This is a genomic window from Prevotella communis (assembly GCF_022024175.1).
In the GTDB taxonomy this organism is placed as follows: domain Bacteria; phylum Bacteroidota; class Bacteroidia; order Bacteroidales; family Bacteroidaceae; genus Prevotella; species Prevotella communis.
Map to the genome: position 1 here is coordinate 1758550 of NZ_CP091794.1, position 26482 is coordinate 1785031.

Consider the following 26482-nt stretch of genomic DNA (forward strand, 5'->3'; position numbering starts at 1 on the left):
GGTTTTTCAATATGGATGGGAATAGTAACAAATTACAGAATAATTATCTATATTATTATATAATATATATATATTATATAATAATATAAAATTCTTCATTCAAAATTCTCTGAATGCAGATGTCCGAAGTGAGTAAGTTGTAAGTGAGTAACCTGACATGATAGAAAATTTCTCAAAAATAGTTGCATAAAAGCTTGCATATCTCGTAAAAAATTCGTACCTTTGCATTACGATACAAAACGGATAAAGTATCTAGAATTTGCGGCATGGCTATAGAGAAAATTTTTCTTAGTGCACGAGGAAGTTCTGCATGGCTTAGCTACAAAAACAACGATTAAGGAATAGGTTTTAAGGAATAGGAAAGATTTTTACAACCCTTAAAATTTATAACATTTATGCCACTTAGAGTAAAAGCAGTAGAGAGACTGCTGAAGTTTGACAAGGAATCAGCGGGTAAGTACCGCTATGTGATGAAACCCGAGATGTACTCCACCCTGCCCCAGGCTAAGGTCATCAAAGAGGCTGCACTGCGCAGCGGTGTGAGCCAGGGTGTGATGAAGGCCTGCTGGGATGCAGCTGGCGAAGTGATTAAGGCATGGGCTACAGAAGGCCACTCGGTTGCCCTGCCCGGACTGGGAAGCATGCGCTTCGGACTGCGCAGTAAGTCTGTGGAGAATGTGAACGATGTAAAGGCCGGCCTTATCAGTAGCCGCCGCATCATCTTCACGCCCAGCGTAGACCTGAAAGAGGAACTGGCCAGTGCCGCCATCCAGATTACCTGCATCGACAGGGACGGCAAGGAAGTGAAGCGAGTCACCTCAACCTCTGGCGAGGTAGAAGACCCGGAGGATCCTGAGAACGGCGGAGGCGGAAACACGGAGAATGGAGCCACGGAGTCAGGGAATAACGGAGGCACGGAGAGCGGCGGCGAAAGCGGAGGCCCAGTGAACCCTTAAGGATTAAACATGAAACATTAAAATTCTGAATGATGAAGAACAAGACATTTTGGAAATTCGCAATCCAGACAGCCATTAGTGTGCTGTCGGCCATTGCAACGGCACTCGGAGTGACCAGCTGCATGGCGTAAAAAAAAAGAGTGAGCTCGGCAAATTGCCGGGCTCACTTTATTTATGTCTACGGACTTCAAGGACCAGGACGCCTGGGGACTGGTACCTGTCAGCTTCATTATTATTTATTTGCGATATACTGCTTGATCTTCTCAATAAGTAATCGCGTAGGTGCTGGAGCTTTTTTCACTAAGACTCATAAAGCACCTCCTTTTCTTCTTCTACGTTGTAATAAAACATAGCATGAGGTCCGTTGAACCATTCGTCCTTTGTGTATGCGTGCGGACGAACGTCGGCTCCCAAATTCCAGCCCATCAGTACGAATGGATAGGAATAAATGTCGAAGTCCTCGTGTACAAGTTTGGTGTTGTCATGTTTTTAATCTCGCTGCAAATATACAAAAGATTACGAAAATGATGCTTTTCAAGCAGAAAAAGATATGATAGACTCGATTTTTCTTGGATAAATTGTTTTGTGAATTCGGAATTATTATTTATTTTTGCAGTCAGAAACAATAAAAATTGAGTATATGAATACCAATGTTTTAGTATCACCTTCATCGATTAGCGCCAAATATTGGTCAGAATTGAAGGATTTGAGCGACAATGTTAAACTGGAGCTCATAACGCTTCTTAGCAGTTCAATGACTCGTCCAGAGGAGGAAAAGAAAGAACCTCGCAAGGGATGGGCCAGCCGTTTTGCTGGTAAGTGGAAGGATAGCCGTTCGGCAGAAGAAATCATGGAAGAAATACGTACTGCAAGGACAAATAACACATTTGACGCTGAACTATGAACGGATATCTGCTCGACACAAGTACATGTATTTTTCTGCTTAGAGGAAATCGTAACGTTGAAAATAAACTCAACGATATTGAAGAAAGTAGCTGCTACATTACAGATATTGTTGTAGCAGAACTCGTTTTTGGTGCATATTACAGTGATCGAATCGAAGACAATCTCAAACAGGTAGAAGAGTTTGTTGCCGAAATGAATGTGATTCCCTTCGACCAGACCATCCATACTTTTGCGCAGGAAAGAGCTAAACTTTGGAAATCAGGTAAGAAAATTGAAGACTTCGACTTATTGATTGGCTGCGCTGCTAAGGCTAAGGATCTGATAGTCGTAACCCATAACCGCAAGCACTTTGAGCATATAGAAGGCTTGAAGATTGAGGACTGGGCAGTATAAAATATACGACACCTAAACCTTACAATCTTACATTCTTACAATCTTACATTTGGCATAAAAATGAGGGAAGAAAATTAAGTAATATAATAATATTATAATATTATTATATTACTTAAACTCTACCACTACAAAAAATATATGAAATGTAAGAATGTAAGATTGTAAGATATTCATGTTTTCATATTTCTTGACAAAGAATATTTGTAGGTATCGCTTTTTATGAGTACCTTTGCATTGTCAATAAGGGATAAATATTGCGCCCTAATTAGCGAAAAAAAATTTCCTAGTGCACGAGGAAGTTTGGAAGCACGAAGGCACTCTAGAGACCCGAAATTGACAAAGGTAAAAAGATTAAACATTAATAATTAAACATTAAAATTTTAGTAACCATTTAAAACACATTTAGATTATGTCAATGAAAGTAAAAGCAAAAGAACAGTTGCAGAAGGTAGGCACCTACGCTGGTAAGTATCGCTACGTGATGATGCCTGAGTTGTACACTGCCCTCACACAGGACAAGGTAATTAAGGAGGCTGCACTGCGCAGCGGTGTGAGCCAGGGTGTGATGAAGGCCTGCTGGGATGCAGCTGGCGAAGTGATTAAGGCATGGGCTACAGAAGGCCACTCGGTTGCCCTGCCCGGACTGGGAAGCATACGCTTCGGACTGCGCAGTAAGTCTGTGGAGAATGTGAACGATGTAAAGGCCGGTCTTATCAGTAGCCGCCGCATTATCTTCACCCCCAGCGTAGACCTGAAAGAGGAACTGGCCAGTGCCGCCATCCAGATCACCTGCATCGACAGGGACGGCAAGGAGGTGAAGCGAGTCACCTCAACCTCTGGCGAGGTAGAAGACCCGGAGGATCCTGAGAACGGCGGAGGCGGAAACACGGAGAATGGAGCCACGGAGTCAGGGAACAACGGAGGCACGGAGAACGGCGGAGGCGAAAGCGGCGGCCCAGTAAATCCTTAAGGATTAAACATTAAACATGAAACATTAAACATTAAAATTCTGAACCATGAAGAACAAAACATTTTGGAAATTCGCAATTCAAACAGCCATTAGTGTGCTGTCGGCCATTGCAACGGCACTGGGCGTGACCTCGTGCATGGCGTGAAGAAAAGGTAAAAAAGTAAAAAGGTAAAAAAGTAAAAAGAGTGAGCTCGGCAAAACGCCGGGCTCACTTCATTAATCCACTTTCAATCTATCCAATCGCGAAGCAATAAGCTCTGCATACGCCTGTTTATTTCCCTCGCTGAGGAAGGAATCCTGTATGAGCTGCTGCCATTTGGGCTGCGCCTTATGGAGACTCTTGATGAGACGCTGCACCACGTTCTCCTCCAGCCCCATCGTCTTTGCCGCAGTCAGGAAGTCGTTCATAGTAAGTTTTGATTTCTTTCCACAAAGCGTAAGCGCCAGTTCCTCCTTGTCCTTCGGATTAGCAATAGCCACATTCAGGAGGTCATAAGCCGGTGTCAGCTGATAGTCTGCGGCCGGTCGGTAGAGCGAGAAGTTCTTCAGGTGCATGTCATTGTTGCCAGTGACAAAACAGAAGAGCAGCAACTGCATGTAATTCGTCAGGTCGAGTTTTGGCGTGTTGCTGTACTGCAAGATGGTCCTGGCAATCTGTTCGTGCGAACCTTTGTATTTGTATTCTGTGGGGTGCAACGTCAACTGACACATATCCTCCATGTCTATCTTCCTGCCATTCTTAGTGCGGTCAATACGTTTGGTGATATACCCCAGTTTTCCGTCAGCCAGTCGGATCAGGCTGTGGGGCACCACACTAATCTTTGCGGCCTCTGCCAAGTGCATCGTCAGGTCCTCGTTTTCAGGCAGCTGTCCGTAACTCTCTGTCTGAGGCTTGAATATATAGTCGCCCCATAGTCCTACGATGGTCAGGCGGCTGCACCCATCGTGCCTGCTGAGATTCAGCGACAGCTTAGGTTGCACACCCGTCAGAGATGTCTGTGCACGGATTATCTGCTCGGCCAGTTGGTCGAGGTCTTCATGCTTATAGTCCAGCAAGGGCACATCCTTTGACCCGAAGAATTTTCGTGCGCATCCTGGATGAAAGTCTTTCTGGCCTTCTTCCAGTTCTTTGTAGCAATACAAGCATTTACACATGGGCGCCTCCTTCCTTATCTATGGGTACAACACTGACGGAACCTATACACTCCTTACAGCACAAAAGCAGGAGCGACATGCGGTCAAGAACGCTGATATCGGTATTGCGAAGAGCCACGTCAAGCAACCATCCTTCGGGTATCAGTCCGTCAAAAAACGGGAACAGTACGGGACTCACGAATGCTTCCGCCTGCAATGGGAGCGTCAAACTAACAGGCTGCGCATCTTCACGTGCAAGATACGCCTCACCATAACAGAAACGGTATTCACCACCATCTTCAGTCAGGACACCCGCAAGGATGTCCTTCCGATATATCTCAGCCTGTCTCATTGCCTTTTAGTTGCTGTCAGTTCGTAGTTAAACAAGTCAAGTAGCTGGTTGACCTTATCCATCCTAAGAGTAGACTTTCCTTGCTCCAGATTGCGTACAAAGCAAAGACCTACACCCGACTTCATAGCCAGGTCTTCCTGTGTAAGGCCATATTCCTTGCGCAGAGCCTTCACCACTACCGATAATTTTGTCTTTTCCATACAAATTATATTATTTCGCATGCAAAAATATATAATTATTCGCAAACTACATCATTTCTAATATAAAATGTATCATTTTTAACATTTTTATATGGTTTCGGCTATAGTTTTTCTAAACAAAGTTAAAAATAGTAATGTTTTGAACAGAAAACAAAGAAAATATTTGTTTTTTGTACGAAATATAACTATATTTGCACCGTGTAAGCACTAAATCTATTTAGATGACACCGTTTGAGAACATAGGCAACATCCCCTTTGACGTTAATGTGCTAAGTGCGGTTTTTCCGAACCATAAGCATATTACCGAGAAGGCACGTGCGCTCGAAAAGAATGGCCAGATTATACGCTTAAAGAAAGGTATGTACGTGGCCAGCAAAATGGAAACCGGTAAGGAACTGTCGAAGGAACTGATAGCCAATCATATTTACGGGCCATCGTATGTGGGCTGTGAATATGCCATGCGCCATTATGGTTTGATACCAGAAAGGGTGTATCAGGTAACATCGGTTACCACCAAGCACTCCAGGGATTTTGAGAATGCCGTAGGCCGTTTCAGTTATCAGAACTGCTCGCCAGAATACTTCGCAGTTGGCGTAAGGATAGAGCATGCAGATGGTGTTAACTTCTTGATAGCTACCCCCGAGAAGGCACTCTGCGATGTGATCAACTTTAGCAAGTGCCTGAATCTACGTTTCATGAAGGATGTAGAGACTTATCTTGAGGAAGACATCCGTTTTGACACTGACGCACTTGAGGGCTTCGATATCAAACTTCTTGAACGATGTGCATTAGCAAGTCGCAAGCAATCGAGTATTAACATGTTAATAAAGTATATAAAGCATGTCAGACATCTTTGAACAAATGATAGCGCAGCATACTATCGCAGGCGATAACGATAGGAAGAATGCCCTCTACGAGGTGATGCAGCAGGTGGTGCTGAGCGGTCTTTACCGTGGCGGTTTCTTTAAAGAGGCAGCCTTCTACGGTGGCACGTGTCTCAGGATATTTCACGGATTAAGGCGATATTCTGAAGATATGGATTTCTCTTTACTGGCAAAGAATCCGGATTTTACGCTCGAACCCTATTTTCCTGCCATTATCGAAGAGGCTCGAATCTTAGGGCGAACGGTTACTATTACAAAGAAGGATAAGCGTACCTTTGGCAAGGTGGAATCAGCTTTCCTGAAGGATAATACAGATGTGTACAACCTGACGTTTCAGACCGAAAAAGCATTGAAGATAAAGATAGAGGTAGATGTCAATCCTCCTCTTGAGTTTTCTACGGAGCAGAAGCTACTTATGCAGCCTTTCTCGTTTACCACGCGTTGCTTTACCCTGCCCGATCTGTATGCCGGCAAGATGCATGCTCTTACTTTTCGTGCTTGGAAGAATCGTATCAAGGGACGCGACTGGTACGATTTCGAATGGTATGTGCGAAATCGTGTGGCATTGGATTTTGAACATCTAAAGGTCAGGACAAAGGAGTTTAATGATATTGACCTTACCAAGGAACTCTTTTTGGAGCTTCTAAAGGAACGTATTTCCAAAGCGGACATTGATGTGGTAAAGGCCGATGTCATCCCTTATATCATTGACAAGCGAGAGCTCGATATCTGGAGCAACGACTACTTCCTGCAATTGGCCGACATGATTGTGTTTAAGTGAATTTTATAATTGTCTACGGACTTCAAGGACTTATAGGACTTGCCGCCAAGGCGGCGCTGGCGCTGCCACTATCCCTTTAGTCCCAAGAATCCGTAGACTGAATATTCAGGGCTGTTATCTCAGGTCCTCATCTTCCCTTTACTGCAAATGCTTATAGTTGAATATGGTGAATAAAAAAACTGCTCCCATACCAGTCGTATAGGAACAGTTGTAATTATTTATTATTCATTTCAGTCTTCTTCGCCGTCCCATATGCCGTTTGCTTTTCGGCCACTGGGCTCGTCGTCATCGAGTACGAACTCGCGGGCACCCAGCCAGTCGTCGTAGTCTTTAGCGTCAGGTTTTTGCTCTCCACTTGCCTGAAGCAGACATGTACGATATTGTAGTTCGACAACTGTCATTGTGGGTTTCTCGTATGTTTTCTTTTTCATTGCTTTATAATTTTTAAATAGCCCTACCCCCTCCCTCGGGAGGGTAAAGGGTGGGGGCGCCTTTATTTAATTACTACTTTACGTCCATTATTAATATACAGTCCCTTCTTGCTTGGCTTGCCACTCAGACGCACACCGTCGAGCGTGTACCATGCCTCGCTGTCGAAGGTCATCTCGCCCGTTTCAGTATCGAGCGTGCCGATGGCGGTTGTCTCGCCATTGCTGCCTACCAGGCGCACGATGATGCTCTGTGGCAGTTCCTCGTCCTTAGCTGCTGCACCACGTGTGAAGGAACGCGCATTAGCCGCATTCGGCATGTCGTTCCACAGCAGGTATGCTCTCATCGGGCGAATCTTGGCGCCGCTGGCTACCCTTACGAAGTCACCCACATTAATGCCATCTTTCGCCACACCGGCAAAGCCGTAGGCACGGCCTATCTCTTCAGCGTCGTTATAATCGTTGGAATTCCATTCTTTAAATCTGTATGTTCCCTTAAACGTCCAGTGACTGCCAGGGGCAGCCGTCTCGCAGTTGCCGCCGCCATTGGTGTTGAGCGTCACAGTATTATTGTTGAGATCGAAGGTCACTTTGGCGTCTGTCAGTTTATTGTCTGGCATCAGCAGATACGGAGTGTTTGCCTGTAGCGTCGTCGTTTCGGTCATCGTAGCCTCCCACTTGCCTGTCGTTTCATTCTTCGTAACACCCGAGAACTTATAGAGCTTGCCGCCCGTCAGCGTCTGTCCTTCGCCAAGCGAGAACGGCAACATCACAGTGGATGGCTTGCCCTCGGTAAATGCGCGGTTGTAGGTCACGCTAGTTACATTGACATCCACAGGGATGCTCACCGTCGTCTCCGATGAGCCGTTGAATGTGGCGGAGACGTTATTGCCATCCTTCGTCAGCGCCACGCCCGTAACAGGTCGCAGTGTCTGGTTGTGGATGCTCTGGATCTCATCATTACTGAGCGTTCCACTCCAAATGTTTCCATTTCCGTCAACCAGCGTCTGGTCGTCGGCAATCTTAACCTCGCCGGCAAAACTCTCGCCGCAGTAGTTGTATATACTGTTGGTGCTAACAAAGTCGCTTGCCTTTGAGTAGCCAAGTGTCAGCACACCGGGTAAACTACAGTCACAAATGCCTAATCCGCCAAAGTTTGTGCCCGTGGCAGTTACCTGTCCGCCCAGTATGTCGAAGTGTCCGCCCTCGCAGTAGATGCCAAAATTGTTACCCGAGGCCGTTACCTGTCCGCCATCGATAACGATGCCGCCGGCATCAGTTTCGCACTGCACTAGGATACCGTTGCCACTGGCGTACTCTGTCGAAGCCGATACCACACCGCCGTGGATGCCAAGCAGACTTGTAGCTTTTTGATTAATCAACAAACAGATTGCAGCATCGCCTCCAACAGCCGTAGCCGTCAGGGCACCCGTGCCCTGGCTCTGTCCGTAGATGTGTAGCGTCTTCTCATCACCATAGATGGCACGATCCTTTACGTCCGTTCCCGTGTTCGTCACAGTCATCGTCTTGCCGTCGCCGAGAATCAGCGTCACGTCGCCGCTGAGTGTCACGGTGCCCGTATAGGCCACGTCGCTGTTCACCACATAGGTGCCCGCCGGCAGTGTTGTCATGGCATTGATTAGCGGGATGGCGACAACATTCTCGTGCAGTGTGCCGTCGGCCTCGACATACGACGTGGTGACGGTGGGATAGACAATAGTGAACGTCGCCTCTCTTGAGCCCGTGTAGTTGCCCTTGCCGGTAATGGTAGCAGTGGCTGTACCCACATTCACATTGGCAGAATACCCGATGGTATAATCTGTTCCAAGCGTGAGGGTTTTTTCTCCATCGGTTACGGTCACGGCAGGTTCGATGGCAGAGCCGGTGTAGGTCTGGTCAGCGATGGCGGCAATAGTGATGCCATCATTGGTCATGGACTTTACAATAGTGAACGTTGCTGCGCTCTCGCCCGAGTAGTTGCCCTTGCCGGTGATGGTGACTGTGGCTGTTCCTGCGTTGACGTTATTGCTGTAAGCCACCTCGTAATCCGTGCCAAGAGTGAGCGTTGTTTCTCCATCTTTAACGGTCACGTCAGGTTCGATTGCCGAGCCCGTATAGACCTGGGTGGGTATAGATGCCACGTCGCAGTTCAGCATAGACTTCAATATCGACACAAACCAACTTTCACCGCCCTTGTCCGTCAGAGTGAACACATAGAATCCGCTTTGAGCAACACTAAACTCACTTGCGTAATTGCCGAATGTGGATTCTCCGCCGGTGTAAGGCACATTGATATCTGGATTAGAACCCCAATAATTGTAAAAGTTATCGGAAATAACATATCTTTCCGTCGTCGTTTTGTCGAGCCAGACAATGCTCTCGCCTTCGTAGAGGATGCTCACAGGCTCAGGACTGCCGCCTTGAACAAGATAGAATGTCGTTTTTACTTCGCCCCATTTCGCATAAAACGTCATATCCTCGGTTGCCGTGGCTGGAATGGAGTAATAACGGCTGCCTGTGAAGTCCTCCGTCGTGTACCAGCCCTCGAACGAAGCACCGACCTTCGTCACATATGTGGGAAGTACCGTTGTTTCTCCCTCAATGTAATGGTCGATTTCTCCGCTTCGGATTGTGCCGCCACCAAGGACAAACGACACAGCGTGACTTCTTTCAAATTTCGCCCAATATTCTTTGTCGTCGGTTTCGGAAGAAGAAATGCTTGTAACGGCATCGCCTTCAAGGTCAGCATTGTCGTACCAGCCAAAGAATGTGTAACCCTCACGCTCTACGTTTACGGGCAGCGGCGTGGTATTCCCGACAATGTATTTTGACGAATACGTCTTAGTGTCGCCAGTGAAGGTGTGCAAGGTGATGTTGGCTGTCGGAACGCTCACGCCGTCAATCGTGCCGGAGAAATTCGTCTTGCCACCACTCAGACCAAACATCGAGCCGTCGGCAAGAGCGTCCTGATAATAATGCAGAGCCGCAGCCACCGTGCCGTCGGAAAGTTGCTCTGCCGTAACCGATGTGCCATATTGCGAAGTACCGAGGACAAAAGCGTTGCACACAGTGAGAGTGGACCTGTCAAAATCGCCCGCCACAAGATCGTCGTGGTGAGTGCCGTAGGCCCAATTTGCACTTGTCTTTCCTGCAAAATAGGAATTGACGACAGAGACGGAGCCATCGCCACCGCCCGCAAGCCCGCCAATCCAGTTGTCGCCCTTTACGGTACTTGTGCTATACACATTGGCGAGAGTAACGGAAGAGTTATTAGCGACTCCACCTACTATCGAACCAAGGAAGTTGTTGGAACTGCTGAAATACGAATCCACAATGCCGAGGTTCTTGACGACGGCTGAACCGCTTACTGCACCAACAAGTCCGACACGCCAGCTACTGCCGCTGACATAGAGTCCGCTGACGGTGTGTCCCTGCCCATCGAATGTGCCGGAATAAACCTTGCCCTCAAAATAATCATTTCCTATCGGTGTCCATTGCACAAAGTCGCCGGTGTTGGCTTCTCCGTTGGCGTCCAACACGTTTTCATTGACCACAATGTCAGCGGTCAGTTTAGCGTTGGCTGAAGCATTGCCATTGTTGACAAGCTCAGCAAAGCCGTAAAGTTCTGCGGCAGAGCCGATGCTGTAAAAGCCGTCACCATCCTGCGAGGGGGTGGTTGGCGTAATTGTGGTTTGTGCCCATGCCGTTGCAGTCGTGAGCATCATCACAAGCAGCAGCATGGCTGCCCGTCGCGTTGCGCCCAGCCCCGAGGCTAAGGGCGCGAAAAAGTCTTTCTTAATACTCATTGTTATTGTTTATTATTGATTATTTAATTGTCTCGTAGGGTATAAATATGACCTCAAACTTTCTCATCGTTGAAAAATCCCAAAAAACGCCCGCAAAGGTACACATTTTTTTTATAATAAGGTGTTTAAAATTCCAAGTAGGTGTTTAAAATTACGGAATTAGGTGTTAAAATTCCGCGAATTCTAACACCTAATTCCGATGAAATCGTCTAAAAACCTTCTCCGGCTCCCCTACTCCTTAGAATTTTAATGTCTACAGACATGTAAAAAAGAGTGAGCCCGGCAATTTTGCCGAGCTCGCTTTCAATATATATTTTCAGATAATACTTACTTGCCGAAATAGCGCTTCAGCAGACCAGCGAAGCCGGCACCATGACGGGCCTCGTCCTTGGCCATTTCGTGTACGGTGTCGTGGATGGCATCGAAACCGGCAGCCTTGGCGTTCTTGGCAATACGGAACTTATCCTCGCAGGCACCTGCCTCGGCAGCAGCACGCTTCTCAAGGTTGGTCTTGGTGTCCCATACAACCTCGCCCAGCAGCTCAGCAAAACGAGAGGCATGGTCGGCCTCTTCGAAAGCGTAGCGCTTGAAGGCCTCGGCAATCTCGGGATAACCCTCACGATCGGCCTGACGAGCCATTGCCAGATACATACCAACCTCACCACACTCACCATTGAAGTGTGCACGCAGGTCGTTGATCATTTCCTCACTAACTCCCTCGGGCTTGCCGTCACCAATCTTATGAACGGTAGCATAAGTCATATCAGCATCATCCTCCAGTTCAGAGAACTTTGAGGCAGGAGCCTTACAGATGGGACACTTCTCGGGAGCTTCATCGCCTTCGTAGATATATCCACAAACGGCGCAGATAAACTTCTTTTTCATAATCTAAAACTTAGTATTTGGTTAGTAATAGGGTTATATGTTTGCAAAGATAAGGATAAAAAATAAATCCTGCAAGTTTTTTGCAGGATTTTATGTGGTTATTTTTTCTTCGTGCGATATTTGCTCAGCACGGGAATCTCTTCACACAGGGCATCGGCCAGCAGACCAGCCACTACATGGGCACCATAGACGTTATAGTGGGTGTTGTCCTGCTTACCCTTGGGTTCGCTGGGCTCCTCGCCCGGGCGGTACCACATGTGGAGCTTCTTGGATGCCTCGCGCCCCAGACCCTGTTCCAGGTCGTGCGTAATCTTGTTGGCATCGACGAAGTGCACATTCATGCGCTTAGCCACATCACGCGGTGCCACACGATAGAGGCCGTGGGTATCAATCAGGGAGTCGCCCTCCACCATCTTCACACCATCCTTGAAGGTGGTGGTACGTAGCAGTTCGTCGTCCTCGATTTGGGGTGCCTCGACAAAGAAGTTGCGGCGCACCACGCTGTTCATCAGTACGGGGATGCCACCATGCTCGCGCGTCTCGCGCACATAGCGTGCCAACATATAGTCGAACGTAGAGCCGGGGTCGGTGTGGCGGTCGGCCTTGGGCTTCTCGTCATTATGTCCGAACTGGATGATGACATAGTCGCCGGGCTTCATCTTCTGCAGCACCTTTTCCCAGCGACCCTCGTTGTGAAACGAGAGCGACGAGCGTCCGTTAACTGCATGATTGTCAACGACTATATACTCTTCGTCAAAGTATTCCTGCAAGGCCATCCCCCACCCTCGCTCTTGCTTGCCTTTAGAGAGATCTTTCTGTGCGGCGGTAGAATCACCTATAATAAATATTGTTGTAGTTTTCTGTTTGGTGGCCGAGGTGCAGAGAAGCACCAAGGCCAACAATACAGTAAGTAGTTTGATTTGTTTCATTGATTTGTTTTTATAATGGGTTTACGACAGCTTCGCAATGAGCTCCTCGGGCGAAACGAGTGTCTGTTCACCCGTCTCCATATTCTTCAGCGTCACCTTGCCCTCAGCCATCTCGTTGTCGCCAGCCAGCACCACGAAAGGAATCTGCTTGGCATTGGCGTACGACATCTGCTTCTTCATCTTCGTGCTGTCGGGGAAAATCTCGGCACGGATGCCAGCCTGGCGCACCTTAGCAACGACAGGCAGACAGTAGGCCGTCTCCTTCTCACCAAAATTGATGAAGAGCACCTGAGTGGTCTGCAGCGAGTCCTTGGGATAGAGGTCAAGGGCATTGAGCACGTCGTAGATACGATCCACGCCAAACGAGATACCTACACCTGAAAGACCAGGCATGCCGAAGATACCCGTGAGGTTGTCGTAACGACCACCACCTGAGATAGAGCCCATAGGTGTGTCGAGCGCCTTCACCTCGAAGATAGCACCGGTATAGTAGCTCAGGCCACGAGCCAGGGTCAGGTCGAGCTGAATCTCATTGTTGAGTGAAGTCAGGAAACTCAGGATATAACGGGTTTCCTCGACGCCCTTCAAGCCGGTCTCACTGGAAGCGAGCACCTGGGCGATGGTCTCGAGTTTCTGCTCGTTAGTACCCTCGAGCATGATGATAGGCTGCAGCTTCTCAATCTGCTCGTCGGTGAGACCATCCTCACGCAGTTCGGCATTCACATTATCGATACCAATCTTGTCGAGCTTATCGATAGCCACGGTGATATCCACGATCTTATCGGCAGCACCGATCACCTCGGCGATACCAGTCAGGATCTTGCGGTTGTTGATCTTGATCTGCACACGCACACCGAAACGGGTGAACACGGTGTCGACGATCTGCATCAGTTCCACCTCGTTGAGCAGCGAGTCAGAGCCCACCACATCGCCATCGAACTGATAGAACTCACGATAGCGGCCCTTCTGGGGACGGTCGGCACGCCACACGGGCTGCACCTGATAGCGCTTGAAAGGCAACTGCAGTTCCTCGCGGTGCATCACCACATAGCGGGCGAAAGGCACGGTGAGGTCGTAGCGCAGACCCTTTTCGCAGATTTTGGAAGCCAGACGGAGCGTGTTGCGCTCGGTCAGTTCGCTATCCTCAATCTTCGACAGGTAGTCGCCAGAGTTCAGAATCTTGAAGAGCAGTTTGTCGCCCTCCTCGCCATACTTACCCATCAGCGTCTGAAGGGTTTCCTGCGCAGGAGTCTCAATCTGCTGGAATCCGTAGAGCTCGTACACGCTACGGATGGTATTAAAGATATAGTTGCGCTTGGCCATCTCTACAGGGCCGAAGTCGCGAGTACCTTTGGGAATACTTGGTTTGTTTGCCATTTATTTTCTAACAATAGTTTGTTCACGGTCAGGACCGATTGAAATAATCGTGATAGGAGTTTCGAGTTCTTTCTCGAGGAACTTGATGTAGTCAGAGAACTGCTTGGGGAACTGACTCTCAGAAGTAAACTTCGTCATGTCGGTCTTCCAACCGGGCAGTTCTACATAGACAGGTTCGATACCCTCCTCGATGTTGTAGGGGAAGTCGCGCGTCTCCACGCCATTCACCTTATAAGAAGTGCAGGCCTTGATGGTGTCGAAGCCATCGAGCACGTCGCTCTTCATCATGATAAGCTGGGTAACACCGTTGACCATGATAGAATAGCGCAGGGCTACGAGGTCGATCCAGCCACAACGGCGCTCACGACCAGTCACGGCACCATACTCATGACCCAGGTCACGAATCTTCTTGCCAGTCTCATCGAAGAGCTCTGTGGGGAAAGGACCGGCACCAACACGGGTGCAGTAAGCCTTCATGATACCAAACACCTCGCCAATCTTGTTGGGACCGATACCCAGACCGGTGCAGGCACCAGCACAGATGGTGTTGGAAGAAGTAACGAAGGGATAGCTACCGAAGTCCACATCGAGCATAGTGCCCTGGGCACCCTCGCACAGCACACTCTTGCCAGAACGCAGGATCTGGTTGATCTCGTGCTCAGAATCAACGATGGGGAACTGACGCAGGTACTCGATACCCTCCAGCCATTTTTTCTCTACCTCCGTGATGTCGTAGTCAAAGTTGAGCGACTTCAGGATAGCCTCGTGGCGAGCCTTTGCAGCAGCATACTTCTCGGGGAAATTCTCGAGGATATCGCCAACACGCAGACCCGTGCGACTAACCTTGTCGGTATAAGTAGGACCAATGCCCTTACCGGTGGTGCCCACCTTATTCTTACCCTTCTGAGCCTCATAGGCTGCATCGAGCACACGGTGGGTAGGCATGATGAGGTGAGCCTTCTTTGAGATATGAAGACGCTCTCTCAGGGGATGGCCAGTGGCCTCGAGTGCCTTTGCCTCCTCCATGAAGAGATCGGGAGCCAGCACAACGCCATTACCGATGATGTTTACCTTGCCACCCTGGAAAATACCTGAAGGGATAGAACGGAGTACATACTTCTCGCCGTTGAACTCCAACGTATGGCCAGCGTTAGGACCACCCTGGAAACGGGCTACCACATCGTAATGGGGAGTCAGCACGTCAACAACCTTTCCTTTACCTTCGTCGCCCCACTGCAAACCCAGCAGGACATCAACCTTACCTTGTTTCATTGTCTTTATGTTTTTGTATTCTAATTATTTCTCTTTTTACTTTTCCTTGTGAGTGCACCCTGACACACAGAACAGATGCCGTAGATATAAAGGGAGAAGCCATCCTTGCGGAAGCGCTTCAGGTGCATGTCCTCTATGGCCTCTACCACCTCGGGAGCCTTGATCTCGGTCACCTTGCCACACACGGTACATATCTGGTGGCAATGGTTATTGTCAGAACGGCATGCCTCGTATTTCGTAGTGCCCTGAAAACGGTGACGGATTACCAGGCGCAACTCCATGAAGAGATTCAGCGTATTATAAAGCGTGGCACGGGAGACGGGGAATTTATCATTCTCTGCCAGTTTCGCGCCCAGTTCATCAATGGTGAAATGCCCATCCATACTATAAACCGCACGAAGAATCGCATAACGCTCGGGCGTTTTGCGATGATTATTCATTTCCAGATAATTATCCAGAATCCGTACTACAGCAGCATATGTTCCTTCTATTTTATCAATAGTCTTCATAAACCGACCGCAAAGTTACAAAATTATATTGAATATCAGGTATAAAAGGAATAAAAAAATACGCTATACGAATAAATATGCAGGCGGCTGTTAATTAGACGCAGTCAAAAATACCCGTAGGCTTGGTGCGTTTCAGCACTTCCAGTTCGAAATCCTTGCCGGCCACGATGCCATAGGAGCGCAGGATGGTCTCGATGGTCTTGCGTGCCAGTTCGGGGTGGTTGTTCTCCTCCGAGAGATGGCAAAGCCATACGTGACGCAGGTGCTCGCACATGTTTGTGGCAATAGCCTGACCGCACGCCTCGTTGTTCAGATGACCGAAGCCATTGGCAATACGTTCCTTCAGATACTGGGGATAGGGTCCCTGCTGCAACATCTCGCAATCATGATTGGCCTCGATGACCAGGTGCTGGGCACGACCGATATACTGTGCCATCTCGTCGGTCACACGGCCGGCATCGGTAATGATGCAGAACGTGGTGTCCTGGACCTCAATCATATAGCCCACGTTATCACTACTGTCGTGGGGCACGGTGAACGGGGTTACGGCGAACTCGCCCAACTGTACCGTGACGCCTGGCTCCACGTAATGACGCAGTTCGGCACCGACCTTACGTACCACACAGAAATTACGGTCAATACCCTCGTGGACGGTACGGGTGGCAAAGACGGGCAGTTGGTAATCATGACTCAGGCTGCCCACACACTTGATATGGTCGGCATGATCATGCGTAATCAGGATGCGATGCACCTTGTAGATGTCCAGTCCGTAGTCACGAAAATACTTCTTCAACGAACGGATGCCTACACCGGCATCAATAATGAGACTATCCGTCTCTGTGTATAGATAATAGCAGTTACCACTGCTTCCGCTTCCAAATGATATAAATCTCAGCATTTAATATATATGGTTTCCAATAATTCTTACTCGGCGAAGCCGACACCTCTTACCTCTTACATCTTACATCTTACATCTTAGAACGGCATTCCCACGGCGAAATGGAAGGCATAGTCGCGCTTGAAGTTAGGATGAAGCACAGGATAGTGCTCGTCGTCCTCGGCCTCGTAAGCCGGGTTGACCGCCTTCATACCCAGGTCGAAACGCAGGATGAAATAGTCGAAGTTCAGGCGCAGGCCCAGTCCATAGCTGACTGCCAGCTGACGGGGAAAATCCTTGAAGCTGAACTGTCCGCCGGGCTGTTCGTCGTACTGGCGGATGGTCCAGATATTACCGGCATCCACGAAGAGGGCTCCGTTGAATTTCCAGAACAGGTACGTGCGATACTCGGCATTCAGGTCGAGCTTCATGTCACCCGTCTGGTTGATGAAGTTGATACGTCCGTCCTGTTCCTTATACTGTCCCGGTCCCAAAGAACGCACGGTCCATCCACGCACACTATTGGCACCACCGGAGAAATAGCGTTTTTCAAAGGGCATCACGGTGGAGTTGCCATAGGGATAGGCCACGCCAAGACCAGCATGGAAAACCAGTTGGTTGTTCTTATCAATCATCAGGACATGACTCAGATCCAAATCGCACTTCACATACTGCGCAAAGGCGATGTTAAACACCTGATAATGACCCAGTTCGTCTTTCTTGGCATTCCACATGCGAGACGCCAGTGAGAGCAGGTTACCCGAGGTCTCGATATTCGACTTAAACGCCGTATTGCCCTTGGTGACGGAATAACCGAAACCAATCTTGGTGATAAACAGATCCTCGTAGTTATAACGCAGGATGGCGTTACGGTTGTTGTCATTTCTCAGATACTCATTATGAAACGTCTCTGATATCCAGGGCATGAAGACATAGTTGAGGTCGAGCACATCCACCTGGAACTTATCCTTGCGATGCGGGAAGCTCCACTTATAGCGCCAGGCAGCAGAGAGGAGCCGGCGGTGGAACTCAGGACGGTCCTGCATATCGTAAAGCAGGGACACCTCGCTGGTGGCATTGACCAGCCGACGGATTCGCCGGTTGACAAAGGGCGAGATGAATCGGGGGAACTGCAACTTGGCCTCGGCGCTATATTCCACGAAGTTCTGATTGGAGTAGCCCTCCAGACCGCGGATGGCCTCGTAGGCACCACGCAACTGGACGCTCAGCACCTCGCTACCACGAAACAGGTTGCGGTTCTGGTAAGTCAGCGAGGCCGCAGCGCCCAGGTCGCCCGCCGTATTCGTACCTTCAGGCTGGAAACTCAGCGTAGAGGGCTTGTTGTTCTGCAGGAGGATCTGACAATCCAGCGAGTCGGCATCCGGCACCTGCTTAAAGGTGATATTCGTATATTTTACGGCCTGCAGGCGTCCGAAGTGGTTATACGTATTCTGCAAACCGGAGGCGGAATAAGGACTGCCAGAATGCAGGTGCGTGCACTCCTGGAGCACATGCTGGCGGAGGTGAATCTGGTTATCACCGGGGCTGCCGCTACCGTAATTGATATGACGCATCCAGTAACGCGTATGAGGCACATATTCCTCGTTGGGCAACTGATAAGGCGCCAGATGCAACGTCAGGTTGATGAGTCGCGAATGGGATATGGAATCAGCCTGATAGGTGATATAGTCCTTATGAAAACGGTAATAGCCGGAATCTGAGAGGAGCGTGCTGATACGCTTGCGCTCGGCATCCAGTTTGGACACGTCAAACTTCATACCCTTGTATAACAGACTGGCCGACGCACCCTGCCGGGACAAGATACGGGCGATGGTGGTATCCTGAATCGCATAGCCGATACTATCCACGAAATAGGGTTCGCCGGGTTGCAGGAGATATTCGACCTTCGCCTTGCGTCCTTTCGTGGATACCTGCAGCCTGACCTGTGCGTCAAGGAAGCCCTCGTTCTTCAACTGCTGGGCCAGGTCGGCACAAGTCTGTACGGAAGAAAGACTGTCGAACACGACAGGAGCCTCGCCCATCGACTTCAACGTGCGGTTGATCCACTTCGTGCTGTCCCTGCCCGACAGGGAATAGACGGCAAGGGGAAGCTTATAGAGCGAGAACCATCGGCTATTGGGCATCTGTCTGACATAATTGCGCAGAGCCAACGTATTGATATCATGATAGTTACTTTCCGACTTTACCTTCACGCTTTTCAGCAGATACTGGTCTTTTGGTACATATTTTGTGCTGGAGCACGATGAGAAAAAGACCATCGCACCCAGAAAAAAAGAGGTCAGAAAGTATACGTTTCGCATAATCAGATGCAAAGGTACTAATTAAATAAGAAAATCTGACGGTATTATAAAAAAATTTAGTAATTTTGCAATATGATTAGCAAAAACCAGATAAAATTTGTGCGCCAACTGGAGCAAAAGAAATACCGCAAGAAGGAAGGTCTCTTCGTGGCAGAAGGACCAAAGGTGGTTGGCGACCTGCTGCGTGCAGGATTCAAGGCTCACACCATATTTGCCACAAGCGAATGGGAAAGTCAGGGGCAGACCTTCCAGGAGGTCAGCGATGAGGAACTGCGCCGGGTGAGTTTCCTGCAGCATCCACAAAGGGTTCTGGCGCTGTTTTTCATCCCTACAGAATCGGTACCATCGGTTTCCAGTCTGTCACTGGCCCTTGACGACGTGCAAGACCCGGGCAACCTGGGTACGATCATCAGGATAGCCGACTGGTTTGGTATTGACACCATCTACTGTTCGGAGAATACGGCGGATGCATGGAGTCCCAAGGTGGTACAGGCTACGATGGGCAGTATTGCGCGCGTGAACATTATCTATACAGACTTACAGGAACTGATCAGTAAAGCACAGGTACCTGTCTACGGCACGCTGCTCGACGGACAGGATATCTACACGCAGGAACTGAGCAAGGAGGGTATCATCGTGATGGGCAACGAGGGAAATGGCATCTCGGCACCTATCCGGAAGCTGATTAACCGCAAGCTGCTGATACCACAGTTTCACGAAGGTCCGGAAAGTCTTAATGTGGCTATTGCCACAGCTATCACCTGTTCGGAATTCAGGCGTCGCTATCCCCTATAACAGGCGTTGCAGGACGATGGCGTCGTGATAGGTTTTTCCATCGAAAAGCCAGTCACTCAGGCTGCCTGTCTGGCGATAGCCCATTCCCTGGAACAGGTGCAGAGAGGCTTCGTTCTCCACGGCAACAACGGCATACAACTGGTGCAGATGAAGGGTGTCGTGGGCATATTGATGCAGGCGCTCTACAGCTGCTTTTGCATAACCCTGACAGCGACAGGACTTACAGATAATGATGCCTATCTCTGCTTTCTGGTTCTTGGGGTCGAACTTCATGATATCGGCCAGTCCGATGGGCTGGTGCCGGTCATCCTCGACAATCAGGCGGACTTGTTTGTCGGTATAGATATCGCCGGTGGTATCTGACATGAACTCGTGCAACACAAAACGGGAGTATGGCACGTTGGTGAGACTCATGCCCCACATAGACTCGTCGTTCTCTATACGATAGAGCAAATCCAGGTCTTCAGGCTCCATCGCCCTGAGTGATATCTGCTGAACCTGTTTCATCCTACTATCTCCATCGGGGTTATAATCACGTTGCTCTCCTTGGTATATGTGCCCAGGATATGACCAGGATTCGCGGCCATATCGGATATGATATCCTCATAGGATATGGTGCTCGTATCATAAACAAAACAGCCATTTCCACCTGTTGCAGTGGTCAGTCCCTTACGCTTGACGATAGCATTGAAGCGCGACCGCACCCTCTTGCTGCCTTTATAGATATAGACAATGTCGTATCGGCGTTTGGGGAAGAAACCCAGCGACTTACGCAAGCGCATATACAACATCTGTATCAGGGCTATCAGCGCACGGAAATAGATAGCCACCTTGATGGGCAGTGTGACCAGCAGACTGAGGTGACCATAGTGCTTACGGAAGAAAATCAGCATGGCCTGATAGAAAACGTGGACATAACGGAAGCTGGACTTCTGCGTAGACTCGCCCTTGTAATGAACGATACGGCCCGGCACATACCAGTTCTCGTAACCTGCCTTCAGGATTCTGTATGACAGGTCGATATCCTCGCCATACATGAAGAAATCCTCGTCCAGGAGACCAATCTTATCGAGTGCCTCACGACGCAGCATCATGAAAGCGCCACTCACCACCTCAATCTGGCCCGGTTCGTCCCATGACAGATGACTCATGTAATAGCGTCGGGTGAAGCCCAGCATCTTCAGGAAGGAGACGAAGGGTGTGGGGAGACCGCGGCGCGACTCACGGGCCACATGTCCGGCACCATCGTACATCTTCACACCTGCCCCACCCGCCTGTGGATGGGCATCCATGAAATCCAGAACCTCACGGATACACTTCTCGCCAACAATCGTATCAGGATTCAACAGAAGCACATATTCACCTTCCGACTGTCGGATAGCAATATTATTGGCCTTGGCAAAACCCTGGTTATGACTGCATTCTATCAGGTTGATACTATCCTTGAAGCGCTTCTTGAGATATCTGATGGAATCATCACTGGAGTGATTGTCAACCACGAAGATCTCGTACTCCAGGCCCTCGGCAGCACGCTGCACGCTGTAGATACACTGTTCAAGATAGTAGCGTACGTTATAGTTGACTATGATAACTGACAGTTTCATGCTTCTTCTGGTTCTGTTTCTTCTTTTGTCTCTGCAGGTTCTTCTGTCTCAGCCTTGCAACGTCCCATGGTGGGGAGCACGAAAGGCATGGTCAGCATCACCATCACGGCCAGATAGCCGTAGGTGGGTTCGAAACCGTATACATAATATAATAAGGTGTTGGCAAACAGAAGCAGACCCAGGATCAGGACGCGGAGACCGCCCCACTTCATCAGGGCCTTGGCCGGATGGGCCAGCAGGGAGGCATGGATGCTCCTGAACTTAAACAGGCGCAGAGCCAGGGGGACGAGACCGAGTGTCAGGAGTATCATCACCATCTGGACATAATAGCCTGTATGACGGGCCTCGTCGGAAGCGAGGACTGCCATGTCAAACTCCAGATAGTCGCCACAGACATAGATGATGGCAGCAGCCAGGAGTTGCAGCCAATAGACGAACATCAGTATATTTCGTGTCTTCTTCATCACTATATGTTTTATTTGCCATCGAAGGGGGTCCGGTTCAGGATAGAGCGTCCTAACGTCACCTCATCGGTATATTCTAACTCGTTGCCCACGGCAATACCACGGGCGATAATGGATATCTTCACATCATAAGGGGCCAGCTTGCGGAAAATATAGAAATTGGTGGTGTCGCCTTCCATGGTGGAACTCAACGCCAGGATCACTTCCTTCACATGACCCTCGGAAACGCGCGACACCAGCGACTCTATCTCCAGGTCGGCGGGGCCAATGCCGTCCATCGGCGAGATGAGTCCGCCAAGGACATGATACAGGCCGGTGAACTGTTGGGTATTCTCTACTGCCATCACGTCCTGGATATTCTCTACCACACAGATAGTAGAACTGTCACGACGGTCGTTGGAACAGATAGGACAGACGTCCTGGTCGCTGATGTTATGGCAGACCTTGCAGAATTTCACTTCTTCCTTCATCCGGCTGATGGCATCGGTAAACTGAAACACATCATCGGCATCCTGACGCAAGAGGTGGAGCACCAGTCGCAAGGCGGTCTTGCGTCCGATGCCCGGCAGTTGGGAGAACTCCTGTACTGCCCGCTCCAATAGTCGTGAAGGATATTGTTGTATCATGCTAACTCACTTAGTTCTAACCAGCGCATGGACTTCTCGTCCAACTCGTCATTCAACAATGGCAGACGTTTGCTCATCTGCGTTATCTCGTCAACAGAAAGGGTGCCGGAACTGAGGGCATCCTCAATCTGCTTCTTCTCGTCCTCCAGGGTGGCGATATCTTTCTCCAGCTGCTCGAACTCACGCTTTTCCTTGAACGACATCTTGCGCTTCGTCTCGCGCTCGCTCCTTGTATCGGTGGTCACCTTGGCAGGTTTCTGGGCGGCAAATGCGGATTCCTTAGGCTGGAGGGCCTGCCACTCGCGATACTGGGTATAGTTGCCGGGGAAGTCCTTGATCTCGCCCTGTCCCTTGAAGACCAGCAGGTGGTCAACGACCTTGTCCATGAAATAGCGGTCGTGACTGACCACAATCACACAACCGGGGAAATCCTGCAGGTATTCCTCCAGGATCTGAAGGGTCACGATATCCAGGTCGTTGGTAGGCTCGTCGAGTACCAGGAAGTTGGGGTTTCGCATCAATACCGTACAGAGGTAGAGCTTGCGTTTCTCACCACCCGAGAGTTTATAGACATAGTTGTGCTGCTGTTCGGGGGTGAAGAGGAAATGCTGCAGGAACTGGCTGGCCGACAGGCGGCGTCCGCTTCCCAGGTCAACCTCTTCAGCAATATCACGGACCACATCGATCACTTTCTGCTGCTCGTCAAATTTCAGGCCTTCCTGTGAGAAATAGCCGAAGCGTACCGTCTCGCCAATAACGATGCGGCCTTCATCGGGCTGCTGTTGTCCTAACAGCATCTTCAGGAACGTAGATTTTCCCGTGCCGTTATTGCCGACGATACCCATCTTCTCGAAGCGCGAGAAATTATAGTAGAAGTCCTTCATGATAATGGTATCATCAAAGGCCTTCGAGATATACTGGCATTCGAAAATCTTGGAACCGATATAGACGTTGGAGGCTTTCAGGCGGATGGCACGTTCCTCGATACGCGACTTGGCCAGACGTTCCAGGTCGTAGAAAGCATCCTCTCGGTATTTGGCCTTATGACCACGAGCCTGAGGCTGGCGGCGCATCCAGTCCAGTTCGGTACGATACAGATTATTGGCGCGTGCTATCTCTGCCCTGCGATTATCGATGCGCTCCTGTCGTTTCTCAAGATAATAGGAATAGTTGCCACGATAGGTATAGATGGTGCGGTCGTCGATCTCAAGAATCACGGAACATACGCGGTCCAGGAAATAACGGTCGTGGGTAACCATCAGCAGCGTCTTATTGCCACGGTTCAGGAATCCTTCCAGCCATTCAATCATCTCCAGGTCCAGATGGTTGGTGGGCTCGTCGAGAATCAGCAGGTCGGGTTCGGTAATCAGCACATTGGCCAGGGCCACACGCTTCTGCTGTCCGCCACTCAACTGCCTCATGGGCTGATGCAAGTCGCGAATCTTCAGTTGGGTCAGAATCTGCTTGGCCTTCAGCACCTTCTCGTCGTCACCCTGATGATTGAAACAGGCATCCAGCACGGAGTCGTCGGGGTCGAACACAGGCGACTGTTCCAGGAATCCTACCTTCAGATCACGCTTGTAGATGATGTCACCCGTATCATAACCGTCCTTACCCGACAGTAATGACAAGAGCGTAGACTTACCTGTGCCGTTCTTGGCAATCAGTCCTACGCGCTGACGTTCGGCAATAGAAAAGCTGATATTCTCAAAAAGGACCAGCGAACCAAACGATTTCGTCAGGTTCTGTACTTCCAAGTATGGTATTTCCTTGGCCATCTATTACAGGGACTTATTGATTTGGTCAATATAGTCTAATACCTCATCACGTCCACGGGCTTTTTCTGATGACGTGACGAAATATGGGGGCATCTCTTCCCATGTCTCCAGCATCTTCCTGACATAAGCGTCAACACTGGCCTTCACCTTTCCTTCTGAAAGTTTATCGGCCTTCGTGAAGATGATGGCAAAGGGAATAGACGACAATCCCAGCCAATTGATAAATTCCAAGTCAATCTTCTGGGGTTCCAACCGGATATCTACCAGGACAAACACGTTCACCAGCTGCTCGCGCTCCAGGATATAGCCACGGATCATCTGGTCGAGTTTGGCTACTTCAGTCTTGGAACGCTTGGCATAGCCATAGCCGGGAAGGTCTACCAGATACCACTCGCGATTAATCAGGAAATGGTTAATCAGGAGCGTTTTACCCGGAGTGGATGATGTCTTCGCCAACTTCTTGTTGCGCGACAACATATTGATCAGGCTCGACTTTCCTACATTTGAACGGCCTATGAATGCATACTCGGGTTTTGTGTCGTTAGGACACATGGAAACCCTGGGGGCTGAAAGTGTGAATTCTGCGGTCTTGATATCCATACGGTTGAGGACAAAAGAAGGGGCGACTCGCCATTTTCCTGTGCTCGACGCCCCTCAATAAAATATTTCTGATTATCTAATCCTATCGAGCGATTTTACCAGCTTCTCGTCTTTCAGGATTCCTTTTCTGGCAAGGAACAGGAAGAGAACTGCCACCATCGGCATAGCGGCAAACCACTCAAGTAATGGCTGCATCACAGCCAACGCTACATAATAGACGATACCTATTCCCATAAGAACAGAACAGATATTTGCTTGGTATGTACGGTTCTTATACATGAACACCACAAGCAAAGTAAGGAGAGCCATGCTTCCCGTGAGACCCTTATTATAGCCCATCGGCTCAAAGATACACCCCACCACTAAAGCGATTGCTGCCAGCAAGAGGTATACGGTCTGGATACGCTGGATCATGCCTCTGCAGTCTGTGACTCCTTAGCGGGGTCGCGCCAATAAACCTTACCTTCAATAAACTCCTGTGTAGCAAGCAGAGAGGGCTTGGGCAGTTTCTCGTAGTAACGTGATATCTCGATTTGCTCGCGATTCTCGAAAACCTCCTCCAAAGATTCGTTATAAGAGGCAAACTCTGCCAACTTCTTTGAGAGATCTTCCTTAATCTGAACTGAAATCTGATTAGCGCGCTTAGCAATAATAGCTACACTTTCGTAAATGTTTCCAGTCTCATCGCAGAGATCCATAATGTTTCGAGTCACGGTATTAACCGGTGCTTTTGATTTCTTGTAATCCATCTTTGTATTATAAAATTAATCTTTCGTTATTTTCTTGCATTTCTCAATATACTTCTCAGCCAAGGCCTTGTCCTTGGACTCAGGATACTCATTCAGGAATCCATAGCATTCATCCTCAGCATCCTGATAGCGCTCCAGTTTCCTGTCTGCGCTGGAATTCTCGGCCAGTTCGAACTTACTCTTCATAATCAGCAGCGAGAATTCCTCGCGGTGATTGGAATAAGGGTATGTCTTCAGGGCATTCTGAGCGACAATGATGCTTGAGCTGTAATTGCTCTCGCTATTGGAGTTGATATTTCCGAAATAGCCACCCAGGTTGTAGTAGAGCTGGGCAGACAGGAGCTCTTTCATGACCAGCTTGTCCTGCAACTCAAAGAGCCTGTCCTGAGCACGTTCACGCAACTGGGAGTTGGGATAGAAATCCAGGAACTGCTGATAGGCGTTGATGGCACCAATGGTAGGCGTCTGGTCCAGACGGGGCTCCGGAGCGCTCTCATAAAGCGACTGGCCTACATAGAACATAGCCTGCTCAGCATAAAAACCCTTGGGGTAAGAAGAGAAGTACTTCCTGAACGTGGCTGCAGCTGACTCAAAGTCGTGGTTCATATACTGCGACATGGCCAACATATAGAGGGCTTCCTCTGCCTCGTCAGTACCCTTCTTCAAAGTTATCAGGTCCTGCAGCAATATTTCTGCACGGCCAAACTTGCCTTCTGCAAAACATTGCTTGGCATATTCGTAACGATAATCATAGTCGCTACTCTTGATAACCCTGTTAAACTCGCCTGCGCATCCCGTCATCATGGCTGCGACGGAGCACAATATGATGGTTCTGATTTTCATTAATTACAGATTTTGGACTGCAAAATTACAAATTTCCCCTCAA

Annotated in this window: 31 protein-coding genes; 9 read left to right on the forward strand and 22 right to left on the reverse strand. The window is 49.2% G+C overall.

Annotated elements, in window-relative coordinates; genetic code table 11:
• The first annotated feature begins 395 nt into the window (after window positions 1-395).
• Window positions 396-956 carry an HU family DNA-binding protein gene (locus L6466_RS07250; RefSeq protein WP_237803329.1) on the forward strand — a complete coding sequence of 187 codons (561 nt, stop codon included), beginning with the start codon at window positions 396-398 and terminating at the stop codon, window positions 954-956.
• A 29-nt stretch (window positions 957-985) separates the two neighbouring features.
• Entirely contained in the window at window positions 986-1087 is a 102-nt protein-coding gene (locus tag L6466_RS07255; protein WP_237793115.1) for a smalltalk protein, read from the forward strand.
• Window positions 1088-1256: 169 nt separating this feature from the next.
• Here the strand turns inward: L6466_RS07255 and L6466_RS14240 are convergent, their stop codons facing one another.
• Entirely contained in the window at window positions 1257-1382 is a 126-nt protein-coding gene (locus L6466_RS14240) for a hypothetical protein (RefSeq protein ID WP_255780989.1), read from the reverse strand.
• 214 nt (window positions 1383-1596) lie between these two features.
• Here L6466_RS14240 and L6466_RS07260 point away from each other — a divergent pair, with 214 nt between their 5' ends.
• The 4 genes from L6466_RS07260 to L6466_RS07275 all read left to right on the forward strand — a co-directional run bounded on the left by L6466_RS07260 (window position 1597) and on the right by L6466_RS07275 (window position 3370).
• Window positions 1597-1860 carry a hypothetical protein gene (locus L6466_RS07260; protein ID WP_237792764.1) on the forward strand — a complete coding sequence of 88 codons (264 nt, stop codon included), beginning with the start codon at window positions 1597-1599 and terminating at the stop codon, window positions 1858-1860.
• A complete protein-coding gene (locus L6466_RS07265; RefSeq protein ID WP_237803328.1) occupies window positions 1857-2255 on the forward strand; it encodes a PIN domain-containing protein in 399 nt (132 codons plus the stop codon). Before L6466_RS07260 ends, L6466_RS07265 begins: the two co-directional genes overlap by 4 nt.
• Before the next feature lie 409 nt (window positions 2256-2664).
• Complete coding sequence (locus L6466_RS07270; protein WP_237803327.1) at window positions 2665-3225, forward strand: HU family DNA-binding protein; 561 nt, start codon at window positions 2665-2667, stop codon at window positions 3223-3225.
• 46 nt (window positions 3226-3271) lie between these two features.
• Window positions 3272-3370 carry a smalltalk protein gene (locus L6466_RS07275; protein WP_176756895.1) on the forward strand — a complete coding sequence of 33 codons (99 nt, stop codon included), beginning with the start codon at window positions 3272-3274 and terminating at the stop codon, window positions 3368-3370.
• A gap of 71 nt (window positions 3371-3441) precedes the next feature.
• On the opposite strand, the gene L6466_RS07280 is transcribed toward L6466_RS07275, so the two are convergent.
• From L6466_RS07280 to L6466_RS07290, 3 genes are read right to left on the reverse strand one after another with little or no spacing between them, the layout of a single operon-like run.
• Window positions 3442-4380 carry a HipA domain-containing protein gene (locus L6466_RS07280; RefSeq protein WP_237803325.1) on the reverse strand — a complete coding sequence of 313 codons (939 nt, stop codon included), beginning with the start codon at window positions 4378-4380 and terminating at the stop codon, window positions 3442-3444.
• Window positions 4373-4711 carry a HipA N-terminal domain-containing protein gene (locus L6466_RS07285; RefSeq protein WP_091818520.1) on the reverse strand — a complete coding sequence of 113 codons (339 nt, stop codon included), beginning with the start codon at window positions 4709-4711 and terminating at the stop codon, window positions 4373-4375. The genes L6466_RS07280 and L6466_RS07285 overlap by 8 nt, the downstream gene beginning before the upstream one ends.
• A complete protein-coding gene (locus L6466_RS07290; RefSeq protein ID WP_091818521.1) occupies window positions 4708-4911 on the reverse strand; it encodes a helix-turn-helix transcriptional regulator in 204 nt (67 codons plus the stop codon). The genes L6466_RS07285 and L6466_RS07290 overlap by 4 nt, the downstream gene beginning before the upstream one ends.
• A gap of 221 nt (window positions 4912-5132) precedes the next feature.
• Here L6466_RS07290 and L6466_RS07295 point away from each other — a divergent pair, with 221 nt between their 5' ends.
• Window positions 5133-5768: a type IV toxin-antitoxin system AbiEi family antitoxin domain-containing protein gene (locus tag L6466_RS07295; RefSeq protein WP_237803324.1), complete on the forward strand. Its 636-nt coding sequence runs from the start codon at window positions 5133-5135 to the stop codon at window positions 5766-5768.
• Window positions 5752-6576, forward strand: coding sequence for a nucleotidyl transferase AbiEii/AbiGii toxin family protein (locus L6466_RS07300; RefSeq protein WP_237803323.1), 825 nt, complete (start codon window positions 5752-5754; stop codon window positions 6574-6576). Before L6466_RS07295 ends, L6466_RS07300 begins: the two co-directional genes overlap by 17 nt.
• Window positions 6577-6806: 230 nt before the next feature.
• Here the strand turns inward: L6466_RS07300 and L6466_RS07305 are convergent, their stop codons facing one another.
• From L6466_RS07305 to tamL, 9 genes are all read right to left on the reverse strand, one after another.
• A complete protein-coding gene (locus L6466_RS07305; RefSeq protein ID WP_237792758.1) occupies window positions 6807-7007 on the reverse strand; it encodes a hypothetical protein in 201 nt (66 codons plus the stop codon).
• Between the two features lie 62 nt (window positions 7008-7069).
• Complete coding sequence (locus L6466_RS07310; RefSeq protein WP_237803322.1) at window positions 7070-10810, reverse strand: InlB B-repeat-containing protein; 3741 nt, start codon at window positions 10808-10810, stop codon at window positions 7070-7072.
• Between the two features lie 327 nt (window positions 10811-11137).
• Window positions 11138-11695 (reverse strand): NADH peroxidase, encoded by a 558-nt coding sequence (locus L6466_RS07315; RefSeq protein ID WP_237803321.1) that lies wholly within the window; start codon window positions 11693-11695, stop codon window positions 11138-11140.
• 98 nt (window positions 11696-11793) lie between these two features.
• Window positions 11794-12624, reverse strand: a complete 831-nt coding sequence (locus tag L6466_RS07320; RefSeq protein ID WP_237803320.1) for a rhamnogalacturonan acetylesterase — start codon at window positions 12622-12624, stop codon at window positions 11794-11796.
• A 21-nt stretch (window positions 12625-12645) separates the two neighbouring features.
• A complete protein-coding gene (hisS, locus tag L6466_RS07325) occupies window positions 12646-14001 on the reverse strand; it encodes a histidine--tRNA ligase (RefSeq protein ID WP_237803319.1) in 1356 nt (451 codons plus the stop codon).
• On the reverse strand, window positions 14002-15273 hold the full coding sequence (locus L6466_RS07330; RefSeq protein WP_091854701.1) for an adenylosuccinate synthase: 1272 nt from the start codon (window positions 15271-15273) through the stop codon (window positions 14002-14004).
• Window positions 15274-15293: 20 nt separating this feature from the next.
• Window positions 15294-15782 carry a Fur family transcriptional regulator gene (locus L6466_RS07335; RefSeq protein WP_091818530.1) on the reverse strand — a complete coding sequence of 163 codons (489 nt, stop codon included), beginning with the start codon at window positions 15780-15782 and terminating at the stop codon, window positions 15294-15296.
• A gap of 94 nt (window positions 15783-15876) precedes the next feature.
• The gene (locus L6466_RS07340; RefSeq protein ID WP_237792751.1) at window positions 15877-16680 is read right to left on the reverse strand and encodes an MBL fold metallo-hydrolase; all 804 of its coding nucleotides are present in this window, start codon (window positions 16678-16680) and stop codon (window positions 15877-15879) included.
• Window positions 16681-16757: 77 nt separating this feature from the next.
• Complete coding sequence (gene tamL / locus L6466_RS07345) at window positions 16758-18980, reverse strand: translocation and assembly module lipoprotein TamL (RefSeq protein WP_237803318.1); 2223 nt, start codon at window positions 18978-18980, stop codon at window positions 16758-16760.
• A gap of 72 nt (window positions 18981-19052) precedes the next feature.
• Here tamL and L6466_RS07350 point away from each other — a divergent pair, with 72 nt between their 5' ends.
• The gene (locus L6466_RS07350; protein WP_091854697.1) at window positions 19053-19775 is read left to right on the forward strand and encodes a TrmH family RNA methyltransferase; all 723 of its coding nucleotides are present in this window, start codon (window positions 19053-19055) and stop codon (window positions 19773-19775) included.
• Here L6466_RS07350 and L6466_RS07355 read toward each other — a convergent pair.
• From L6466_RS07355 to L6466_RS07395, 9 genes are all read right to left on the reverse strand, one after another.
• Entirely contained in the window at window positions 19770-20282 is a 513-nt protein-coding gene (locus L6466_RS07355) for a GNAT family N-acetyltransferase (protein ID WP_091854695.1), read from the reverse strand. The genes L6466_RS07350 and L6466_RS07355 overlap by 6 nt on opposite strands.
• On the reverse strand, window positions 20279-21379 hold the full coding sequence (locus tag L6466_RS07360; protein WP_091818535.1) for a glycosyltransferase family 2 protein: 1101 nt from the start codon (window positions 21377-21379) through the stop codon (window positions 20279-20281). The genes L6466_RS07355 and L6466_RS07360 overlap by 4 nt, the downstream gene beginning before the upstream one ends.
• The gene (locus L6466_RS07365) at window positions 21376-21843 is read right to left on the reverse strand and encodes a hypothetical protein (RefSeq protein WP_237792747.1); all 468 of its coding nucleotides are present in this window, start codon (window positions 21841-21843) and stop codon (window positions 21376-21378) included. The genes L6466_RS07360 and L6466_RS07365 overlap by 4 nt, the downstream gene beginning before the upstream one ends.
• A gap of 11 nt (window positions 21844-21854) precedes the next feature.
• Window positions 21855-22466 carry a recombination mediator RecR gene (gene recR, locus L6466_RS07370; protein ID WP_091854717.1) on the reverse strand — a complete coding sequence of 204 codons (612 nt, stop codon included), beginning with the start codon at window positions 22464-22466 and terminating at the stop codon, window positions 21855-21857.
• A complete protein-coding gene (locus L6466_RS07375; protein ID WP_237803317.1) occupies window positions 22466-24247 on the reverse strand; it encodes an ABC-F family ATP-binding cassette domain-containing protein in 1782 nt (593 codons plus the stop codon). The genes recR and L6466_RS07375 overlap by 1 nt, the downstream gene beginning before the upstream one ends.
• Window positions 24248-24250: 3 nt before the next feature.
• The gene (yihA, locus tag L6466_RS07380; RefSeq protein ID WP_091818538.1) at window positions 24251-24847 is read right to left on the reverse strand and encodes a ribosome biogenesis GTP-binding protein YihA/YsxC; all 597 of its coding nucleotides are present in this window, start codon (window positions 24845-24847) and stop codon (window positions 24251-24253) included.
• A 72-nt stretch (window positions 24848-24919) separates the two neighbouring features.
• Window positions 24920-25261 (reverse strand): DUF4293 domain-containing protein, encoded by a 342-nt coding sequence (locus L6466_RS07385; RefSeq protein WP_237803316.1) that lies wholly within the window; start codon window positions 25259-25261, stop codon window positions 24920-24922.
• Window positions 25258-25596: a DNA-directed RNA polymerase subunit omega gene (locus tag L6466_RS07390; RefSeq protein ID WP_091818540.1), complete on the reverse strand. Its 339-nt coding sequence runs from the start codon at window positions 25594-25596 to the stop codon at window positions 25258-25260. Before L6466_RS07390 ends, L6466_RS07385 begins: the two co-directional genes overlap by 4 nt.
• A 15-nt stretch (window positions 25597-25611) precedes the next feature.
• The gene (locus tag L6466_RS07395; protein ID WP_091818541.1) at window positions 25612-26439 is read right to left on the reverse strand and encodes an outer membrane protein assembly factor BamD; all 828 of its coding nucleotides are present in this window, start codon (window positions 26437-26439) and stop codon (window positions 25612-25614) included.
• Window positions 26440-26482: the final 43 nt, after the last annotated feature.